Genomic DNA, 20020 nt, shown 5'->3' on the forward strand with positions numbered 1-20020 from the left:
TGAAGTCGTGCGGTGTCGCCCGCGATGAATCTAGTCCAAGCCCTGCCCGACCGCCAGCAGCCGCTGCCCTGGTCGGGCCGGTGCCTGCAGCGCCTGCAGCAGCGACTCGCCGGAATAGCAGGATACCCGCCACATGGATCCCCGCCGCTGCGCTCGCAGGGGGCCATTGGCACTCACCCGGACCACGCAGCGCCCGTCCTCGACGGCGGCGGGCAGTTCCCGACCTGGCCCCCGTTCGAACAGCACCAGCGGCGTAGCCGCATCGACATCGTGCTGGGCCAGCAGCGCGGGATCATCGAACACCTGCACATGGGCGCCCCATGCCTGCAGGCGTCGGCTCAGTTCCTCGCTCCAGCCGGCCGCCGCCGAGACGAGTACCACGCTGCGTCCTGCAAGCGGCCGAGGCGCGGCGCCAGCCACACGCCCCACCGGTACCGCGAAGGTGAACACGCTGCCGACCGCAGGCGTGCTGCGCGCATGGATCTCCCCGCCTAGCCGCATGCACAGTTCGCGGCACAGCGACAGCCCCAGGCCGGACCCACCGAAGCGGCTGATGATGCTGGCATCGGCCTGCACGTAGGGCTGGAACAATCGCTCCAGCTGCAACGGGTCCAAACCGATACCTGAGTCAGCCACCTCCACCTGCAGCAACAGTGTTTCGCCCTGAAGTTCCACCCGCGCACGCAGCGCGATGCGGCCGGACAGGGTGAACTTCACTGCATTGCTGACCAGGTTGCGCAATACCTGCTCGATGCGCGCCTGCGGGCCTTCCACCTGGGCAGGCACGGACGCATCCACTGACAGGTCCATCACCAGTCCCTTGGCTTCGGCCAGCGGCGCGAACAGCAGGGCAACCCGTTCCAGCAGGACGATCGGCTCAAACGTTTCGGTGTGCAGCTCCAGCTGGCCCGCCTCTGCACGGGAGTAATCCAGCACGTCGTTGATGATCTGCAGCAGCGAGTCGGCCGATTGGTTGATGCGACGCAGCCGGGCCTGTTGATCCTCATCGAGCGAGGAGCGGCCCAGCAGTTCCAGGTGGCCAAGGATGCCGTGCAGTGGCGTGCGGATTTCGTGGCTCATCGTCGCCAGGAAGATGCCCTTGGCCTGGCTTGCCGCTTCGGCCGCCTGGCGTGCCTGCGCCTGCTGCTGCTCAAGCTCCACTCGCGCACTGAGATCGCGCAGTGCGCACAGCAGCACGCTGCGCCCCTGGTAGGTGGCGCCCACCGCACCCACCAGCAGTTGCTGGCCGGGTGATGTATCGTTTGCCGGAACAGGCAGCTCGAACTCCACCGGCGCCTGGAACGTGCCGGCGCCCGATTCGTGCTCGGATGCCAGCTGCACCAGTTGCAGGTACAGCGGCATGCCGCTGCGCTCAGCCGCGGCCGCATAGTGGCGCATCAGCTCGTTCTGCAGGACAGGACGAGCCTCGCCGCGGTCGATCAGGCACAGGCCCACCGGCGACAACTGGATGAGGGAACGGCTGAGCTGCTCCCCCTGGTAGACCCGCGCGGCACGCGCCAGCGCCGGGCCGAATACACGCCAGTGCAGCCAGGCAAGCAACGTCCAGAGGCCCAGCAGCAACCCACCTCCCAGCGCGGCAGCCACACCATACAGTCGCCGGCCATCGTGAGCGATGTCGCCCACGCAATAGGTGTTCACCAGCAGCCAGTCGGTGCCGGCGACACGCAGCGCCTGGTAGAAGCGGAGCCCTCGCCGGAACGCCACCACGGCCCCATCACCCTGCCTGCCTGCGCGCAGTCCACGCACCGCATTAGCCAGTGGCAGTTCCGCCGCGTCCGCAGTGCCCGCTACCACGCGGCCATCAGCGGCAACCACAAATGACGTGCCACGATCAGCAGCCATCATCACCCCTACCAGCCGGTCCGTGGGCTCCAGGGTCACGAAGGTACCGATTGCACCTGTCTTGTCGTGCGCTGAAAGCCGCACGGCGATCGAAGGTGCGGCGTACACGGGATCGCGCACCAGTGCGATCTGCATCGCACCATCGCCGCCCCGCGCAGCGGCGCCCGACGCGTTCCCGGCATCTGCGGAGGACGAGGACAGCAATTGCAGCTGCTGGAACAATCCAGCGCGATGCTCGGCGCCGGTGGCCGCAAGCAGGCGCTGTTCGGTCAGGCCATCTCCAAGCACCAGGAACTGGTGGCTCGGGTCGAAGAAGAAACCGCTGGCAGCGGTATCCGCTTCCCCTTGCGGCGTGCTCAGCCTGCGGATCACCGACAGCGAATGGGCCAACGTGAGATAGCGGTCCAGACGGGCAAGCGGCCAGGTCTCGGTGCCCACCCCCAACACCATCTGCGGAGCGCTCTCAGGCCCGGCGCTGACGATCATCCGCTGGCCGCCGGCCAGGTAGCGCTGCCGCTCTGCCCGTCGGGTAGCGGCGTCGCTGTCCGGACGATGTCGCCAGGCATACTCGGCCATGTTCAGCATGCGCCGGTGGGCCGCGTCCGCCGCCACCAGATGCGCCTCGACAGCGGCATGGGTGCGCTGCAGCCCCTCCAGGCGACGTGTCTGGAAGCCGCTGGCATGCAGCAGCACCAGCGCGACCACACCCGCAACGACGGCGAAGCTGAGCAGGCACCCGCCCCACAGCAGCACGCGGTGCTGGTATCGGCGCAGCGCACTGACATCGCAGTCTTCATCGTCGAAGGAGGCGCGTCCGCGCAACAGAGCTGGAAGGGAGGAAAACCAGTGCATGGAAGGTGCAGCAGGCGCCAGCGACGCACCGCGTCGGGGCGGCTCGCTCGTGGAGGGCCGGTGGTGGGTTCACGAGGTTATCGGTGCTTTGGCCTCCCTCCCCATAGGACACGGCTGAGTTCGATCCGCCACCACCGGACTGGCGGCCCTGCGGCCAGCAGAGGCGTCTATGGCAGAACGAAGCCGAGCACCACCAGCCCCGCCGCCCACACCAGGTGCGATCGCGGCGCGTTGCCGTAGACCGCGCACTTGTAGCGACGTAATGCAGCCGTCCGCCAGCGACCTGCTTGCTTGGCGCTTGTGACTGGCATGCCAGCAACGCTGTAGCGTGCAGCTAGTCCTTCCCAGGCTGCTCGGGAGGTAGAGTCGAGCTTGCTCGACTACCCCACGCGAAAATTCGTCGAGCAAGCTCGACGCTACGGCTTCGCCAACAACCCAGCAATGCGCTCGGCCACCTGCGCGCGCAGCGCCGGCTCCAGCTTGCCTTCATACATGGCTTCATAGATCCACAGCCCATCGGCCGCCAGCCGCGCTACGAATCTATCCATTCCCGCCGCGTCATCCACGCTGACCGGCGGCGCCGGTGCCCAGCGCTCCATCACCGGTGCCCAAGGGCGTTCACCGGCCTCCGGGTCCATCGATTCCAGCATGAACAACAGCTCGGCCCGCGTAGCACTTTGCGCCGAAACCCGCACGAAGGTCTGGTAGCGCTCCAGCGCACTGGCTTCTTCGGCGCGCTTGCCCAGCAGCACTTCCATCGACGCTTCCCACTGCTGCACCAGATGCTCGTCGATCCCGCGCAGCAGCGCTTCGCGCGATGGGAAGTGGTACAGCAGCCCGCCGCGGGTCAACTGCGCTTCGGCAGCCACCGATTCGAAGGTGACCGCACGCACGCCCTCGCGATTGATGACGGCCACGGCGGCGTCGAGGATGCGTTGGCGCTTGCTGGTTCTCATGCGCGCTACTTTACGCGATCGGCCGCGCCCTCGCGGCTGCCGGCGCGGCCACGCAGCAGTCGGCCGGTGACGATCGCGCCGACCGCCAGCACCGCGGCCACCACCCACAGCACGATGCGGTAGCTGCGGTCGTAGGCTGCCAGGGCCTGCACGAACCAGGCCTCCGGCCCGCTCTGTCGGGCCACATGCGCGGCCTGCACGAAGCCCTCGCGTGCGGCATCGGGCAGCCCCGTCGCCGGCAGGAACACGCCGTACAGCGCCGCGCTCAGGCTGCCCAGCAGCGCCACCGCCAGCAGGCCACCGAACTCGTAGGACACCTCTTCCACCGACGATGCCATGCCGGCACGGTGGGCCGGTACGTTGTTGAGGATGGCCGCCGACGCCACCGAGATCGCCGCACCCATGCCGAAACCGGTGATGGCCATACCGGCAATCACCCAGCCCAGCCCCAGCGGGAACCCGAACGCGACCACCGCCACGCCCACCGCACCAATGCCCAGGCCACCGGCGATCAGCGGCCGCAGGCCCAGCCGATGCACCAGACTGCCGCCCAGCAACGCGCTGGGCAGGCTGCCGAGCGCGGCCACCGACACCAGCAGCCCCGCATGCAACGGGCTGAAGCCGGCCACCAGCTGGAAGCGCTGGGTGGTAACCAGCTGCAGGCCAGCCAACGCGAACAGCGTGAACACCGCTGACAACGTGCCGGCCAGGAACGCCGGATTCTGGAACACGCTGAAATCCAGCAACGGGTATGGCAGACGACGCTGCCGGCGCACGAACGCGTAACCGGCTACCGCGGCCAACAGCAGCGCCGCGCCGCCCACGGCATAAGCCGGCGGCGCGGCAATCCACGACTTGATCGCCAACACCAGGCCCGACAGCGCGGCCAGCGCCAGCAGCGACGACCACAGATCCCACGGGCGCGAGTGATCGCGCTGGCCCTCAGGCGCCAGCACAAGCGTGGCCACGAAAGCGACCACGACCACCGGCACGTTCACCAGGAACACCGAACCCCACCAGAAGTGCTGCAGCAGCCAGCCACCGATGATCGGCCCCAGCGCCGCACCCACCAGCGACACCGAGCCCCAGATCGCAATGGCCATCGTGCGCTCTCGCGGGTCGTGGAAGCTGAGCCCGATCAGCGCCAGTGTGGCAGGCATCATCGCCGCCGCGCCCACCGCCAGCAGCGCCCGCGCGGCGATCAACTGTGCGGCGCTGCCGGCATAGGCGGCCACGATCGAGGCCAGCCCGAACACCACCAGGCCGATCAGGAACATGCGGCGGTGGCCGATGCGGTCGCCCAGCGTACCGGCGCCCAGCAGCAGGCCCGCCATCACCAGCGGATAGGCATTGATGATCCACAGCGCCTGCGCCGGCGTGGCCGCCAGCGCCTCGCTCAGCGTGGGCAGCGCGGTGTACAGCACCGAGTTGTCCAAGGTGACCAGCAACAGGCCCGCGGCCACGGTGAACAGCAGCGCCCAGCGCCGGGCACGGGACAGGGCCGGAGCGCCGGCCAGAGACTGGGAAACCGCCATGGAACACGCCCGCAAGGAGAATTGACGGCCATAACTGTACAGGACGTCCGGTATAGTTATATGAACCTAACCCACCCCGGGGAGGCGCCATGCCCCGTAGAGTCGAGCTTGCTCGACTGCTCTGCGCCCTTCGTAGAGTCGAGCTTGCTCGACTGCTCCGCGCCCTTCGTAGAGTCGAGCTTGCTCGACTGCTTCTGCCAAAAGCAGTCGAGCAAGCTCGACTCTACGACCCCTCATTTCCCATCATCGCGGCGCCCGAAAGGGCATCGCACCCCGTTTCCCATCATCGCAACGCCCGAAAGGTCACCGCCCCTCGTTTCCCATCATCGCGACACCCAAACGGTCACCGCGCTGCATCCTCAACCACCACGAGTTCCGCATCCCCCACCTCATACGATGCGCTGGCGATATCCGCATCGAACCGCTGCACCCGCAGGGTGCCGGTCAACCGATACGCATCCCACAAGGCGCCCGGCGCCATCGGCTGCGCCAGGCGCACATGAATCACCTGGTTCGGCGGTGGCGGCGGAACATGGATGCACGCGCCGTAGAACGGCACGAACAATCCCTCGCTCACCCGCCCGGCATCGTCGCCGCCCAGCGGCACCAGATAGCCCCGCAGGCGCACCGGGCGACCGTCCACCGCCTCGACCACCGCCGACGAACCAAACTGCTTGGCGCGCACCGGGCTGGAGTGGTCGATCACCGTACCCGGCGCACTGCCGGCACCGCTGTCATCGATCAGCCCGCCAATGCCCTGCATTCCGTTACCGCGCGCAACACCGATCTGCGGCGGGGGTCGCTGGAACATATCCTGGTCCGGCATCAAACTGTCCCATTGCGCGATCACCGCAGCCTCGGGCGGACCCCTCGGCGCTGCGGCAGCAGTGGGCGCCCCCGCTGGTTCGCGCCCGCAGGCTCCCAGCAGACCCAGCACCGCGATCAGCAAGCACCTAGGGTTCATAAGGCCTCAACGTCGGTTCGCGCATGCTGTAGGCCGACCCACCCAGATCGTCGTCCACCCGCTCGGGCTGCAGATGCCCGGCCAGGAAGTACGGCGCATACATGTCCGGCATCGCGATCGGTTCCGGCAGCCGCACATGCACGATCTGGTTCGGCGGCGGTGGTGGCACATGGATGCATGCGCCGTAATACGGCACGAACAGGAACTCACTCAAGCGCCCGTCGGCTGCGGTGCCCAGCGGCACCACGTAGCCCGGCAACCGCACCGGTCGCTGCAGCACCGCATCGACCGTGCGGAACGTACCGAACTGCGCCATGCGCCGGTTACCGCTGTGCTTCACCTCCGGCCCGTCGCCGCGCTCCAGCGCCGCCAGTTCATCGGGCGGCAGCATCTGCAGCCAATCCAGCTCCTGTTCGGCCGCCACCACAGCGGCAGGCGCATCCTGCGGTACCGCGGTCACGCCGGTATCCACCGGACGCTGGCAGGCCGCCAGCAGCAGCAACGACAACGCAAACACGTGGCGCATGTTCATACCGCCGGCGCCAGGCCATCGGCCAGCGTGCGCCGGTAGGCCAGCAGCGCCGGCACCAGCCCGGCCACCGCGCTCAACGCCACCACCGCCGCCGCCCAGGCCAGTTCGCGCAGATCCGGCCACACATGCGTGATCGAAAGCCCGTAATGGGCCAGCGCCCACTCGCGTCCAGCCAGGCTGACGGCCGCCAACACGCCCAGCGCCAGCACGACGGCCACCGTGCTGCTGGCCACCGCTTCCAGCACCAGCAGTCCGGCCACTGCAGCCGGGCGCGCACCGCAGGCGCGCAGAACCGCCATCTCGCAACGGCGCTCCTGCAGGGTGCTGACCAGCATCGCCACCAACGACACCAGCCCCAGCAGCACCACCATCGCGCTGATCAGCCGCAGCGCCTGTTCGGCACCGCCCAGGCTCTGCCACAGCTGCTGCAGCGTCACACCCGGAAGAATCGCCATCAATGCCTCATCGGGGTAATCGTTGATGCGCCGCTGCACCGCAAATGTCGCCACCCGCGAGTGCAGGCCCAGCATGAACGCGGTGATGCTGGTCGGGGTCAGATCACTGTGGCGCGCCGCCTCGGCACTGATCTGCTGGCTGCGCATCGGCACGCCCGAGCGCCAGTCCAGATGGATCGCTTCGATCGCCGGCAGTGACACCAGCACCGACGAATCCACCGGCGTGCCGGTACGCTGCAGCACACCGCTGACCCGGAACGGCTTGTCCGCATGCGTGGCCAGGGTCACCGCAGCGGTACCGTGGGCCAGCACCAGCGTATCGCCCACCCCCACCCGCTGTGCGCGCGCCACATCGGCGCCCAGCACGGCGTCGTACAGATCATCGAAGACCCGCCCATCGGCAAGCTGCAGGGCATGGCCGGCACCGTAGCGGTAGTGGTCGAAGTAGCCGGCCGTGGTGCCGATCACCCGGTAGCCACGCCACGAATCGCCCAGCGACAGCGGCACCGCCCACTTCACCTGCGGCAGCGCCGCCAGTTCCTGGTAGGACTGCCAGGACACGTTGTTGGTCGCATCCCCCATGTGGAATACCGAATACAGCAGCAGGTTCACCGGCCCCGAGCGTGCGCCCACGATCAGGTCGGTGCCCGACACCGTGCTGGCGAAACCTTCATGGGCCTGCGTGCGTACCCGCTCCACGCCCAGCAGCAGGGTCACGCTCAGGGCAATGACCAGCATCGTCAGGCCCGCGCCCAGCACACGACTGCGCAGGCTGGCCCAGGCCAGTTCAAGCATGGGCCATCCCCGCGTGGTTGATCGCCTGCAGGTCCAGCGCCTGGTCGAACAGCGCCGGCAGGCTGTCATCGTGGCTGACCACCACCGCCGTGGTTCCGGCCGCCTGGCATTGCGCGGTCATCAGCCGCAGGAAGGCATTCGCGGCCTCGCGGTCCAGCGCCGAGGTCGGCTCATCGGCCAGCAGCACGGCGGGCCGACCGATCAGCGCACGTGCCGCCGCCACGCGTTGCTGCTGGCCCACGCTGAGTGTTCCGGCGCGCCGCTGCATCACCGCCGGGTCCAGCTGCAGCGCCTGCAACAGCCGCGCGATCTCAGCGGTCAGGCCGCCCTGCACGCGGCCGCTGCGTGCCTTCGAAAAGCGCACGCCCAGCGCCACGTTGTCATGCACGCTCAGGAACGGCAACAGGTTGAACTGCTGGAAGACCACGCCCAACTGGTCGGCACGGAAACGATCGCGGGCCGCTCCGCCCAGTGCGTGCAGCGCATGGCCGGCCACCTGCACGCTGCCCTGCTGCACCCGTAGCACCCCGGCCAACAGGCCCAGCAGCGTGCTCTTGCCCGAACCGCTGGCCCCGCGCAGCAACACGCTGCTGCCGGCGGCAATGTGCAGCTGGGGTATATCCAGCACAGCGTGCGCGCCGTAACCGAAGCGCACCGCGTCCAGAGCGATGATGGGCGTGCCGGTCATGGCGCCAGCACCACCCGCAGATTGTCCGGCGTCACGATACTGCGCCCCTGCCCGTCGGCCGTGGCCGTGTTGACGATGACCTCGCGCAGACCCGGGAACACGGTGGGCAGCGTGACCAGCACCACCCGCAGCGCCGCAGGGTTGGCGCAGCGGTACGCCAGCGATGCAGTAAAGCCCGCATGGGCGTGCGTGTTGCTGCCGGTGTTGCTGCGCTGTGGCTGGAAGCCCTCGGCCTGGGCATCGGCGCGGATGCGCGTGCACTGCGCGGCGCTGGGCAGGGTCAACCAACGTCCCTCACGCAGCACCGTCAGGGCGCGCTGCAGCGCCGCGCGCTCGGCTTCGTTCGCCGGCGGGCGTTCGTAATCCAGCACGCCCATGCCCGGCGCGGCCAGGGCCAGTTCCAGGGCGCCGTTGTCCACGGCCAGATCAACGTTGGCCTGGCCGTGTACGTGTGCGCCCAGCTGCCGGTGGTCATGTGCGTGCGCCGCTGGCAGAGCGCTCAGCAGCAGGAATGCAAAGGTGTACTTCATGGCAGATCCTATTTGTTACTATGTAACATTATGGACCACATCACCACGCTTCCCGCAAGCCACGCCACCCAACCGCCAGCATCGGCACGCTGGCATGCCCGCCTCGATTTCGGTGCCGCCTGGCTGGCCATGGCCTGCGCCGCACATTGCATCACCCTGCCGCTGCTGCTGGCCTTCGTGCCGGCGGCGCTGATGGCGTTGCGTTCGTTCCAGCACCCGGCGCACGGCCTGATGACCGCCCTGCTGGTCATGTCGCGCTGGGAATGGGTGTTCGCGCTGCTCGCCTCTGTATTGGCAGTAGTCAGCACCACGTTGGGGCGGCGCCGGCATCATCGGTCCCTGCCGCTGGGCCTGGCGTTGGCAGGCGCGTTGTTGCTGATGCCTTCGGCGCTGTACCTGCCGCTGAAGGAATCGCTGCTGTGGCATGGCCTGCTGACCGCATGCGGTGGCGTGCTGCTGGCCATCGCGCATATCGCAAACCGCCGCGCGTCGCGTCGCGTTCGCCCAACCGCCCACACCCGCGCACGGCCGTAGAGTCGAGCTTGCTCGACTGCCGTTCGCGTAACGCCGCATTGCCGCGCGGGGTCGTGTTGCACGGAGCAGTCGAGCAAGCTCGACTCTACCGGTCATGGGCGATCAGAAATGTTCAATCCCCCCCCCCCTCCCCACCCGCCATCCCTTCACCCTACCACATCTACCACCGAGCCACTCGGCTACTTCGGACAGTCCGGGTATATGGAATCATCAACGTTACAACACCCCCCCCCCCCGCGTACTGCCCTTATGGCTGCCATGAAAAATACGCGAAACGGCCCGCGCGCCCCGCGTGATAGCGTCCCCACTGCCATCACACCGCCCATCGCCATGCGCACACTCGCCCTGACTCTGCTCACCGCCCTGCCCTTCGCCGCCACCAGCGCCGAACCCGCGCCGTTGCCGCAACTGAAGGCCTACACCGTCGACAGCGACTGGCTGCAGCCGATCGCGCCGCTGCAGATTGCCGACCACACCTGGCAGATCGGCACCGCCGAACTCACCGCGCTGCTGGTGCAGACGCCGGAAGGGGCGGTGCTGCTCGACGGCGGCATGCCGCAGATGGCCGATCATCTGCTGGCGAACATGAAACTGCGCGGCGTGGCGCCGCACGATCTGCGCCTGATCCTGCTCAGCCATGCCCATGCCGACCACGCCGGCCCTGTGGCCGAACTGAAGCGCCGCACTGGCGCGCAGGTGCTGGCCAACGCCGAAACCGCCGTGCTGCTGGCACGCGGCGGCAGCAACGACCTGCACTTCGGCGACGCCATCACCTTCCCGCCGGTGCAGGCCGACCGCATCGTGATGGATGGCGAAGTCGTCGAGTTCGGCGGCATCCGCTTCACGGCGCACTTCGTGCCCGGGCACACCCCCGGCAGCACCGCCTGGACCTGGACCGACACCCGCAACGGCGCACCGCTGCGCATCGCCTATGTGGACAGCCTGAGCGCACCGGGCTACACGGTGAAAGACAACCCGCGCTACCCGTATCTGCCGCAGGATTTCCAGCGCAGCTTCGCCACGGTGCGCAGCCTGCCCTGCGATCTGCTGCTGACCCCGCATCCCGGCGCCAGCGGCTGGAACTACCGCGCCGGCAACGAAGCAGCCGCGAAGGCGTTGACCTGCAGCGCGTATGCCGATGCCGCCGAACGCAATCTGCGCAAGCGCTGATCCGGCTTCAACAACAGGGGCTGGCTACGGAGCCGCGCGCAGCGCGTCCGGCGCCAGCCCGGCAGCATCGCGTTCGCGCTGCAGATCGGTAAACGCCTTCAGGGCCGGCGGCACGTGCCGGTGCCCGGGGAAGTACAGGTACAGGCCCGGGAACGGCGGGCACCACGCGTCCAGCACCGGCACCAGCGCGCCGCTGTCCAGGTCGTCACGGATGTGCCATTCGGACAGGAATGCCAGGCCCACGCCGGCCAGCGCGGCCGCGCGCGCCGCCTGCAGTTCGGCCACCACCAGCCGCGCCGGCGGGTCCACCTGCAGCACCTGGCCGCGGTGCTCCAGCTCCCAGCGGTACAGCCCACCGTGCGACAGGCGCATGCGGATCGCCGCGTGCGTGGCCAGCGCGTCCGGCGTGTCTGGCGTGCCGTGCGCGGCCAGATAGCCTGGCGCGGCCACCACGCGCATGCGCTGCTGGCGGTACAGCGGCACCGCCACCATGTCCTGCGGTACCTGCTCGTGCAGGCGCACGCCGGCATCGAAACCATCGGCCACGATATCCACCAGCCGCGCCTCGGCAGCCATTTCCAGCCGCACGCGCGGGTAGCGCTGCACGAACTCGGCCACCAGCCCAGACAGCATGCGCGTGCTTTCCGGCGGCACGTTGATGCGCAAGGTGCCGCCGGGGTCACGCTCGTCCTCGTGCAGCACCTCGCCGGCGCCACGGATCGCATCCACTGCCGGCCCGATCTGCGCCACGTACCGCGCGCCAGCTTCGGTCAGCGCCACGCTGCGCGTGGTGCGGTGGAACAGACGTGCCTGCAGCCGCGCTTCCAGGCTGGCCACCGCATGGCTCAACGCCGAAGTGGACATGCCCAGCTCGCGCGCCGCCGCGCGGAAGCTGCCACGCCGGGCCACGGCCAGTACGGCCTCCAGCTCCACCAGTCCGGATCGATGCACGGTCGCACTCACATAGTCCCGGAAATCGGGACTCCCCATCCACCATAAACCGGATTCCCAGCACGGTCGAGCGGGCACAGACTGGCCGCACCCTCCCAACGGATCCCTCGCCATGCAACGCATCGAGCAGCACTACATCAACGGCGCCTTCGTCGCCTCGCACGGCCAGCAGTTGGCCGACCTGCACAACCCGGCCACCGAGGCGGTGATCGGCCAGGTGCGTCTGGGCGATGCGGTGGACGCCGAGCGCGCCATCGCCGCCGCCCACGCCGCACTGCCGGCCCAGGCCGCGCGCAGCGTGGAAGAACGGCTGGCCCTGCTGGGCCGCTTCCGCGATGCCATAGCTGCCCGCCGCGATGATCTGCATGCCGCCGTGCTTGCCGAGTACGGCGCCCCGTCGGCGCGCTCGCGCTGGATGGTGGAACACCCGGTGCAGGTGATCGAAGACGCCATGAAGGTCCTGGCCGACTTCCCGTTCCAGCGCAGCGTCGGCCAGGCCCAGGTGCATTACCTGCCGGTGGGTGTGGCCGGCATCATCACGCCCTGGAACAGCAACGCCGCCTTCATCTGCGCCAAGCTGGCCACCGCGCTGGCCGCCGGTTGCACGGCCGTGGTCAAGCCCAGCGAGCTGTCGGCCCTGCAGACCCAGGTGGTGATGCAGGCGCTGCACGCCGCGCAGTTGCCGCCGGGCGTGGCCAACATCGTCAACGGCGCCGGGCACGATGTCGGTGCCGCGCTCAGTGCCTCGCCGCAGGTGGCCAAGATCTCCTTCACCGGCTCCACCGGCACCGGCCGCGCGATCCTGCGTGCGGCCGCGGACAGCTTCAAGCGGGTTACCCTGGAACTAGGCGGCAAGTCGCCCACGATCATCCTCGACGATGCCGACGCGGACAGCGCCGCTGCCCTGGCGGTGCAGGCCGGCTTCATCAACAGCGGCCAGGCCTGCGTGGCCGGCACCCGCATCCTGGTGCCGGAAGCGCGCCGCGCCGAGTTCGAAGACGCGCTGGCGCGTGCGGTGCAGGCCGTGCGCAGCGGCGACCCGCAGGATCCCGCCACCCAGGTCGGGCCGATGGTCAGCCAACGGCAATGGGAGCGCGTGCAGGGCTATATCCGCACCGGCCTGGGCGAAGGCGCGCGCTTGCTGGCCGGTGGCGAAGGCCGCCCCGACGGTCTGCAGCATGGCTGGTTCGTACGCCCCACGCTGTTCACCGATGTGCGAAACGACATGACCGTGGCCCGCGAGGAGATCTTCGGGCCGGTGCTGTGCATCATCGGCTACCGCGACGAGGCCGATGCCGTAGCGATTGCCAACGACAGCCCCTATGGCCTGAGTGCCCTGGTGATCGGCGCCGACACCCCGCGCGCCACCGCCGTGGGCCGGCAGATCCAGTCCGGCCGCGTGCTGGTGAACACCTTGCAGCACGAATCGATGGCCCCGTTTGGCGGCATGAAGCAATCGGGCATTGGCCGCGAAAGCGGCCAGTGGGGCCTGGAAGCCTTCCTGGAACCGCAGACCGTAATGACCGCGCAATAACCCGACCGACGGATAGGTCGGCACGCTCGTGCTCTGGTAGGTGCCGACCTTGGTCGGCACGCCCCTGCCTGGTAGGTGCCGACCTTGGTCGGCACGCTTCTGCCTGGTAGGTGCCGACCTTGGTCGGCACGCTTCTGCCTGGTAGGTGCCAACCTTGGTTGGCACGCTCGTGCCCACCAAGGTGGGCACCTACCAGAGCGCATTGCTTGTGCCCACCAAGGTGGGCACCTATCAAGGCGGATTGCTCGTGCCCACCAAGGTGGGCACCTACCAGAGCGGATTCCTGGCGGGCACCTACCAAAGCAGTTTCCGCCCTTTCGCCGCCGTTACCGGCTCATCGAATACGGCGCCTGCGCGCCCTGCCCCGGCCAGTCCTTGTTCGGCTCTGCCTGCATCGTGAAGCGCAGCTCACCTCCGGCCAGAATCTCGTCGTGGCGCAGGAACGTGCGCTGCAGCGGCTTGCCGTTCAACATCACACCGCCCACATAGGTGTGCTTGTCATCCAGCCCGTCGGCCACGATGGTGAAGGTCTTGCCGTTAGGCAGGCGCATGGCAGTCTTCGGCAGGAACGGGCGGCCCAGGATGTACTCGCCCGAGCCCGGCGCCACCGGGTAGAAGCCCAGCGCGGTGAACACGTACCACGCCGACATCTGGCCCACGTCATCATTGCCGGCCAGGCCATCGGGGCGGTCGGCATACTGGGTGTCCATGATCTGCTTCAAGCGCGCCTGCGTGCGCCACGGCTGCCCGGCATACGAATACAGGTAGGCCACGTGGTGGCTGGGCTCGTTGCCATGCGCGTACCAGCCGATCAGCCCGGTGATGTCTTCCATGTGCTCGAAGATGGAAGGATCGACCGTGGCGTTGAACACCTCATCCAACCGCGCCAGCAGCTTGTCGCTGCCACCGTGCGCGGCAGCCAGGCCGGCCACGTCCTGCGGCACGTACCACGAGTACTGCCAGGCATTGCCTTCGGTGTAGTCGGTGCCGTAACCGCTGGCGCTGGGATCGAACGGGGTACGGAAGCTGCCATCGCGCTTGCGTGCGCGCATGAAGCCGGTGTCCTTGTCGAAAGCGTTGCGCCAGTTGCCGGCGCGCTTGTCGAATGTCGCCGCCACTTCGGTCTTGCCCATCGCCTGGGCCATGCGCGCGATGGTCCAGTCGTCGAACGCATATTCCAGCGTCTTGCTGGCCGCCTCGCCTTCCTCATCAATCGGCACGTAACCCAGCTCGCGGTATTGCGCGATGCCGTCATACGGGCCGTAGTTGGCGGTCTCCACCATCGCCTTCAACGCCTTGTCCGCATCGAAGCCACGAATGCCCTTCACATAGGCATCGGCGATCACCGGCACGGCGTGGTAGCCGATCATGCACCAGTCCTCCAGCCCGTGGAACGACCACATCGGCAGCATGCCGTAGGGGCTGTGCTCATGATGGGCCAGCATCGAGTTGATGAAATCGCTGTTGCGCTTTTCCGGCTGCACCAGGGTCAGCAGCGGGTGCAGTGCCCGATAGGTATCCCACAGCGAGAACGTGGAATAGTTCGTGTAGCCCTCGGCCTTGTGTACGGCGTTATCCGGGCCGCGGTACTGGCCATCGGCATCCATGAACAGCGTCGGCCCCAGCAGCGTGTGGTACAGCGCGGTGTAGGCGCTGCGGCGCGCATGCTCCGGCGCGTCGATATCCAGCACCGACAGCGCCTGGGTCCATTCCTGCTTCGCCTGCGCACGCACGCGGTCGAAATCGAAGTCGGACACTTCGGCATCCAGATTGGCCATCGCACCGGCCTCGCTCACCGGCGAAATCGCCACCTTCACCACCAGCGGTGCATCCAGCTTGCCGAAGTCGAAGGTGCCGACCAGCTGCCGACCTTCAATCTGCGCACGCTGCTTCGGGTCCTGGTGGCCCGGCGGCGGGAAGCCCTTGTAGGCGATGTCCTGCTCGGTGTTGTGCAGTTCGTGGGCGGCCAACGGGCGCGAGAAGCGCATGGCGAAGTACAGCTGGCGGCCCGGCGCCCAGCCACGGGTTTCGCGGAAACCGGTGATGGTGCCATCGGCACGCACGCGCACCCGCGACCACAGCACCTTGCCTGGGTAGTCGTACATGCTGGTGCGCATGTCCAGCAGCACCTTGGCATCGGCGCCCTTGGGGAAGGCGTAGCGGTGTACACCCACGCGCGCGCTGGTGGTCAGCTCGGCGCGCACCTTGTAATCGTCCAGAGTGACCGCGTAGTAGCCCGGCTCGGCCTTCTCATCGTCGTGGCGGAAGCGCGAGGCATAGCCGCTGCGCGGCTTGTCCGGATCGCCGCGCTCCAGGCCCGGGTTGCCGGTGAACGGCATCACCAGGATGTCGCCCAGGTCGGAATGGCCGGTGCCGGAGAAATGGGTGTGCGAGAAGCCGACGATGCTGCTGTCGTCGTAGCGGTAGCCCGCGGCCCAGCCATAGGCCTTCTCGCGCGGCTGGATGCGCGTGTCCGGGCTGAGCTGGACCATGCCGAACGGCAGCGTGGCGCCCGGGTAAGTGTGGCCTTCCCCGCCGGTGCCGATGAACGGGTCCACCGAGGCATAGGCTTTGTCGGCAGGGGTTCGGGCCGGGGCCGCACTGGCCAGGCCGGAAGCGAACATCGCCGTGGCGGCGACTGCGATCAGGAGACGACGGTCCAGCGTGGGCATCGGCATTTGGATCGATTCAGGTGGTGGTCAGAGAGTAGCACCGCCCCGAGCCCCTGGCATGTTGCGCTGCGGCTGAACCTCCGTCGTGCCGCACCGTGCCCGAAGGGCGGCAGAGCAGTCCAGCGCGCTCCACTCAATCGGTCGCTTCCGGCATGGTCCGCGCATGCCGCCGGTGGCGTCGACGCCGCTCCGTACACGCGACATGACACAGTAATTGACCCCGTTTCGCCACTTGATGTCGCCTCCAGCACGCCTCGCTTCAACCGCACTTGACGACCCACGGTATTGCACGGCAGCTTCGGGAAAAGACATGGAAATCTCGATCAAGACCTGCGCACGATGCCCCCGCAGCGGATACGCCGCCGCCGGGTGTGGAACCCCGAAATGAGTAGTTGGAGCTGCCTGCCATGACTACGGCGGGCGGTGCGCGGCGGCCGCATGGCCCTCGGCTTTTTCCAACTACTCAGCCGAAGTTCCAACCCCGCATCGCCCGCCACCATACCAGTGGCCTGTTCTGCCAGGAGCCATCACATGTCACCGCAACCGCCTGTCCTGACCCCGGAAGTGGAATCCCTGCTGTCCCGTATCGACCACGCCCTCAGTTCGGCCGAAGGCATGGCCTTGATGATCAGCGACAACGAACCGGCCGACCCCACCGCGCACACGCGGCCGGGCTACAACGTGCAGAAGATCAGCGTGGCGATGATGGCGCTCAGCCAGCATGGCCGACGCCTGTTGAACGAACTGCGCCAGCAGTACCTGAAGGTCACCCTGCATTGAACCGCATGGCGACCGGGCTCGCCTTCAGCCGCCCACCGCCGCGATCCAGTGCGGCAGGTTGTAATAGTTGGTGATGCGCGCCACCTTGCCATCACGAATCTCGAAGAAGGCGCCGGCCGGCAGCACGTAGGCCTGGCCGGTGGCTTCGGGCAGGCCTTCGTCGGTCGCCAGGTACTGTCCATTCACGGTGAACTCGGCCGCACCGCGCGTGCCGTCGGCATTGCCGAACACCACGATATCGGTCAACTGCTCACGGTAGGAACGGGCCATCTTCTGGCAGAACGCACGGAACGCGTCCTTGCCCACTTCACGGCCACCCTGGTTGATGTCGTGCACCACATCGTCGGTCACCTGGGCCACGAAGGCCTCGATGTCCCCGCTGTTGAAGGCGGCGTAGTAAGCATGGATGACGTCGGTGGCGCTCATGGGGAATGTCCTGAGGGTGGGCGGGCTGCGGAGCATAGCCTATACTCACCCCCAGTATCCATGGGCTTGAGCGATCGTGCGCATCACCACGCTGCAGGGGGCCGCCGCCGCCCCGTATCTGGACGACCTGGCGCGCCTGCGCATCGGCGTCTTCCGCGACTTCCCCTACCTGTACGAAGGCGACCTGGGCTACGAGCGCGACTACGTGGCCACCTACGCCGCCGCCCCCGGCAGCATCATCGTGCTGGCCCAGGACGGCGACACCGTGGTGGGCGCGTCCACTGCCCTGCCCCTGTGCGAAGAAACCACAGAATTCCAGGCGCCCTTCCTCAGCGGCCCATGGAACCCGCAGCGCATCTTCTACTTCGGCGAATCGGTGCTGCTGCCGGCCTACCGTGGCCAGGGGCTGGGCGTGCGCTTCTTCGAGGCACGCGAAGCGCATGCGCGCCAGGCCGGTGGTTTCGACATCTGCTGCTTCAGCGCCGTGCAGCGCCCACAGGACCACCCGGCTCGCCCGCGTAACTACGTTCCGTTGGACGCCTTCTGGCACAAGCGCGGCTATGTGCACCACCCGGAACTGCACACCACCTTCCGCTGGCGCGACGTGGGCGAAGACCACGCAAGTGCCAAGCCGATGTCGTTCTGGCTGAAGGACCTGCGCGCATGATCCGCTTCGCCGCCAGCCAGTACGCCATCGAGCTGATTGAACAGTGGGATGACTACGCCGCCCATCTGGACGCACACGTGGCCGAAGCTGCCGCCGCCGGCGCGCAGCTGGTGCTGCTGCCCGAGTACGCGGCCATGACCTTGACCGGCCAGTTGCCCGCCGCGCAGCGCAGCGATCTGGCCGCATCGATCGCCGGCATGCAGGGCTTGCTGCCGCGCTGGCAGGCACTGTGCGAACAGATCGCGCGGCGCCACCAGATCTGGTTCTGCCCAGGCTCGGCACCAGTGCTGGACGACGACGGGTGCTACCGCAACCGCGCCTTCCTGTTCGGCCCGGACGGCCTGCTGGGCCACCAGGACAAACAGATCATGACCCGCTTCGAGCGTGAGGAATGGAACATCAGCGGCGGCCGCGATGGCCTGCGTGTGTTCGAAACGCCGCTGGGTACGCTGGCCATCCTGATCTGCTACGACACCGAATTCCCCATGCTGGCGCGGCGGTTGGCCGAAGCCGGCGTGGACCTGCTGCTGGCCCCCAGCTGCACCGACACCGAAGCCGGTTACCACCGCGTGCGTATTGGTTCGCAGGCGCGGGCGCTGGAAAACCAGATGCCGGTACTGGTGTCGGCCACTGCCGGCCTGGCGCCGTGGAGCCCCTCGGTCGACGTGAACTTCGGCCGCGCCGCGCTGTACGTACCGGCGGACCGGGGCATGCCGGCCAACGGCGTGCTGTGCGAAAGCGAAGCGGTGTTCACCGAACAGAGCCGCTGGCTGATGGGGGAGATTGATGCGAAAGCCGTGGCCGCCGTGCGCCGCGAAGGCCAGGTCGCCCTGTACCGCGACTGGCCGGAGCAGTTCGACATACACGTGCAACCCGCCCCGTAGAGTCGAGCTTGCTCGACTGCTCTTCCAGCCGAGCATGGATCGGCTCTACAAAAGCAAAAGCAGTCGAGCAAGCTCGACTCTACGCAAAGGCAAGAGCAACGGCAGTCGAGCATGGCTCGACTCTACAAAAGTCACGTCGGCAGCGCTGCCTGCAGCGTGGACAGATCCGCGCTCTCCACCGGCCGCACCACCCGCGCTACCTCGTGGCCATCGCGCAGCAGCACCACCGTCGGCCACAGCTTCACAGCAAAAGCGCGCCCCAACGCTCGCCCCTTGCCATCCTCGATCTTCCAGTGCGCCAGATCGTGCGCATCCACGAACGCCTGCAACGCCGCTTGCGCGGCCTGGCAATGGCCGCACCACGGCGCGCCGAACTCCAACAACAGCCAGCCCGCCTGCGCCTGCACATCGGCAGGCGCAGGTTCGGCAGCAAGATGGCTGCGCATGAACGGCATGGCTCAGGCCGCGATGGCGCGCTGGATGTCTTCCAGCGGCGCGTTGGTGAAGTTCTTGGCGATGTCATCCAGCAATCGCGCCTGCGTTTCCTTGTGCAGCAGCGGGCGGATGCGCCCCAGCGTGATCGGGTCGGCCACCAGGATCAGATGCGAGAACCGGTTGTTCAGCGCATCATCGTTCAACTGTTCGGCCACCTGCTTGGCGAAGGTCGCTTCGTTCAACTGTGAGATCGACATGTCCTTCGGCACGGCACCAGACGGCCCCTGCCCGGACACACCCTGTTCGCTGATATCGGCCAGGCGCAGCTCACCCTCCTGCTTCAGGGTGATCTGGTGCTCGGTGCCCACGTTGGTGAACACACGTGCGGAACCACCATCGGTCACCACCACCAGGGTGCCTTCGGGAATGCGTCGGGTCATGCGATGTTCCTTCTGGTTACGTTGCAGCTCCACCGTAGAAAAACGCATGTGAGCGGCACGACCACAGAGCGTTCAATCGTTGTCAGCATGAACAGGCGCGATGGAACACAGCGTCTGTTTCGCCCGTATTGTCGGCACGCTCACGTTGTAACCGGTATCATGAACGGATGATCGACACGACCCACTGCGTAATGGGCATGCCCGTTGCGTGGAAAGCACTGCCGACCGGCGCCTCGCCTGCCGCAACCGCATCCGCCCCGAAATTCCACCGCCTGGCGCTGGATCCCGGCGGATGATGGTGCAGGCCTGAGACACCGCTTCTTCGCGTCTCGCGCTTAGTTGAGTAGTCGAGCAAGC

19 protein-coding genes are annotated in these 20020 nt (G+C 67.6%); 6 read left to right on the forward strand and 13 right to left on the reverse strand.

Translation table 11 applies throughout. The features are described 5' to 3' along the window. Window positions 1-30: 30 nt before the first annotated feature. The 8 genes from C1933_RS10615 to C1933_RS10650 all read right to left on the reverse strand — a co-directional run bounded on the left by C1933_RS10615 (window position 31) and on the right by C1933_RS10650 (window position 9170). Window positions 31-2685, reverse strand: a complete 2655-nt coding sequence (locus C1933_RS10615; protein WP_159093978.1) for an ATP-binding protein — start codon at window positions 2683-2685, stop codon at window positions 31-33. A gap of 446 nt (window positions 2686-3131) precedes the next feature. Then, entirely contained in the window at window positions 3132-3671 is a 540-nt protein-coding gene (locus C1933_RS10620) for a TetR family transcriptional regulator (protein ID WP_108753227.1), read from the reverse strand. Window positions 3672-3676: 5 nt separating this feature from the next. Beyond that, on the reverse strand, window positions 3677-5206 hold the full coding sequence (locus C1933_RS10625) for an MFS transporter (protein WP_108753228.1): 1530 nt from the start codon (window positions 5204-5206) through the stop codon (window positions 3677-3679). Window positions 5207-5549: 343 nt separating this feature from the next. Continuing rightward, on the reverse strand, window positions 5550-6170 hold the full coding sequence (locus tag C1933_RS10630; protein WP_108753229.1) for a DUF3299 domain-containing protein: 621 nt from the start codon (window positions 6168-6170) through the stop codon (window positions 5550-5552). Next, entirely contained in the window at window positions 6160-6696 is a 537-nt protein-coding gene (locus C1933_RS10635; protein WP_108754812.1) for a DUF3299 domain-containing protein, read from the reverse strand. Before C1933_RS10635 ends, C1933_RS10630 begins: the two co-directional genes overlap by 11 nt. A 2-nt stretch (window positions 6697-6698) precedes the next feature. Continuing rightward, window positions 6699-7952 (reverse strand): ABC transporter permease, encoded by a 1254-nt coding sequence (locus C1933_RS10640; RefSeq protein ID WP_108753230.1) that lies wholly within the window; start codon window positions 7950-7952, stop codon window positions 6699-6701. Continuing rightward, window positions 7945-8640, reverse strand: a complete 696-nt coding sequence (locus C1933_RS10645) for an ATP-binding cassette domain-containing protein (RefSeq protein ID WP_108753231.1) — start codon at window positions 8638-8640, stop codon at window positions 7945-7947. Before C1933_RS10645 ends, C1933_RS10640 begins: the two co-directional genes overlap by 8 nt. Next, window positions 8637-9170: a DUF2796 domain-containing protein gene (locus tag C1933_RS10650; protein WP_108753232.1), complete on the reverse strand. Its 534-nt coding sequence runs from the start codon at window positions 9168-9170 to the stop codon at window positions 8637-8639. The genes C1933_RS10645 and C1933_RS10650 overlap by 4 nt, the downstream gene beginning before the upstream one ends. A 30-nt stretch (window positions 9171-9200) precedes the next feature. Here C1933_RS10650 and C1933_RS10655 point away from each other — a divergent pair, with 30 nt between their 5' ends. Both C1933_RS10655 and bla read left to right on the forward strand, forming a co-directional pair. Continuing rightward, window positions 9201-9704: a MerC domain-containing protein gene (locus C1933_RS10655; protein WP_108753233.1), complete on the forward strand. Its 504-nt coding sequence runs from the start codon at window positions 9201-9203 to the stop codon at window positions 9702-9704. Window positions 9705-10034: 330 nt separating this feature from the next. After that, entirely contained in the window at window positions 10035-10874 is an 840-nt protein-coding gene (gene bla / locus C1933_RS10660; protein WP_108753234.1) for a subclass B3 metallo-beta-lactamase, read from the forward strand. 24 nt (window positions 10875-10898) lie between these two features. Here bla and C1933_RS10665 read toward each other — a convergent pair whose 3' ends face one another. Beyond that, window positions 10899-11825, reverse strand: coding sequence for a LysR family transcriptional regulator (locus tag C1933_RS10665; RefSeq protein WP_108754813.1), 927 nt, complete (start codon window positions 11823-11825; stop codon window positions 10899-10901). Between the two features lie 112 nt (window positions 11826-11937). Between C1933_RS10665 and C1933_RS10670 the strand changes: the two genes are divergently transcribed. Further along, window positions 11938-13359, forward strand: a complete 1422-nt coding sequence (locus tag C1933_RS10670; protein WP_108753235.1) for an aldehyde dehydrogenase family protein — start codon at window positions 11938-11940, stop codon at window positions 13357-13359. A 326-nt stretch (window positions 13360-13685) separates the two neighbouring features. Here the strand turns inward: C1933_RS10670 and C1933_RS10675 are convergent, their stop codons facing one another. Next, entirely contained in the window at window positions 13686-16037 is a 2352-nt protein-coding gene (locus tag C1933_RS10675; RefSeq protein ID WP_108753236.1) for a GH92 family glycosyl hydrolase, read from the reverse strand. 525 nt (window positions 16038-16562) lie between these two features. On the opposite strand from C1933_RS10675, the gene C1933_RS10680 reads away from it, so the two are divergent. Then, window positions 16563-16811 carry a hypothetical protein gene (locus C1933_RS10680; protein WP_108753237.1) on the forward strand — a complete coding sequence of 83 codons (249 nt, stop codon included), beginning with the start codon at window positions 16563-16565 and terminating at the stop codon, window positions 16809-16811. A 24-nt stretch (window positions 16812-16835) separates the two neighbouring features. Here C1933_RS10680 and C1933_RS10685 read toward each other — a convergent pair whose 3' ends face one another. Continuing rightward, entirely contained in the window at window positions 16836-17237 is a 402-nt protein-coding gene (locus C1933_RS10685) for a ketosteroid isomerase-related protein (RefSeq protein ID WP_108749756.1), read from the reverse strand. Window positions 17238-17313: 76 nt separating this feature from the next. Here C1933_RS10685 and C1933_RS10690 point away from each other — a divergent pair, with 76 nt between their 5' ends. Together C1933_RS10690 and C1933_RS10695 are read left to right on the forward strand one after the other, a co-directional pair. Then, window positions 17314-17904 (forward strand): GNAT family N-acetyltransferase, encoded by a 591-nt coding sequence (locus C1933_RS10690; RefSeq protein WP_108753238.1) that lies wholly within the window; start codon window positions 17314-17316, stop codon window positions 17902-17904. After that, window positions 17901-18788 (forward strand): carbon-nitrogen hydrolase family protein, encoded by an 888-nt coding sequence (locus C1933_RS10695; RefSeq protein WP_108753239.1) that lies wholly within the window; start codon window positions 17901-17903, stop codon window positions 18786-18788. Before C1933_RS10690 ends, C1933_RS10695 begins: the two co-directional genes overlap by 4 nt. A 131-nt stretch (window positions 18789-18919) precedes the next feature. Here the strand turns inward: C1933_RS10695 and C1933_RS10700 are convergent, their stop codons facing one another. Further along, on the reverse strand, window positions 18920-19243 hold the full coding sequence (locus C1933_RS10700; protein WP_108753240.1) for a thioredoxin family protein: 324 nt from the start codon (window positions 19241-19243) through the stop codon (window positions 18920-18922). A gap of 3 nt (window positions 19244-19246) precedes the next feature. Further along, entirely contained in the window at window positions 19247-19663 is a 417-nt protein-coding gene (locus C1933_RS10705) for a host attachment family protein (protein ID WP_108753241.1), read from the reverse strand. Window positions 19664-20020: the final 357 nt, after the last annotated feature.

The sequence above is a fragment of the Stenotrophomonas sp. ZAC14D2_NAIMI4_6 genome, from assembly GCF_003086875.1.
GTDB lineage: Bacteria > Pseudomonadota > Gammaproteobacteria > Xanthomonadales > Xanthomonadaceae > Stenotrophomonas.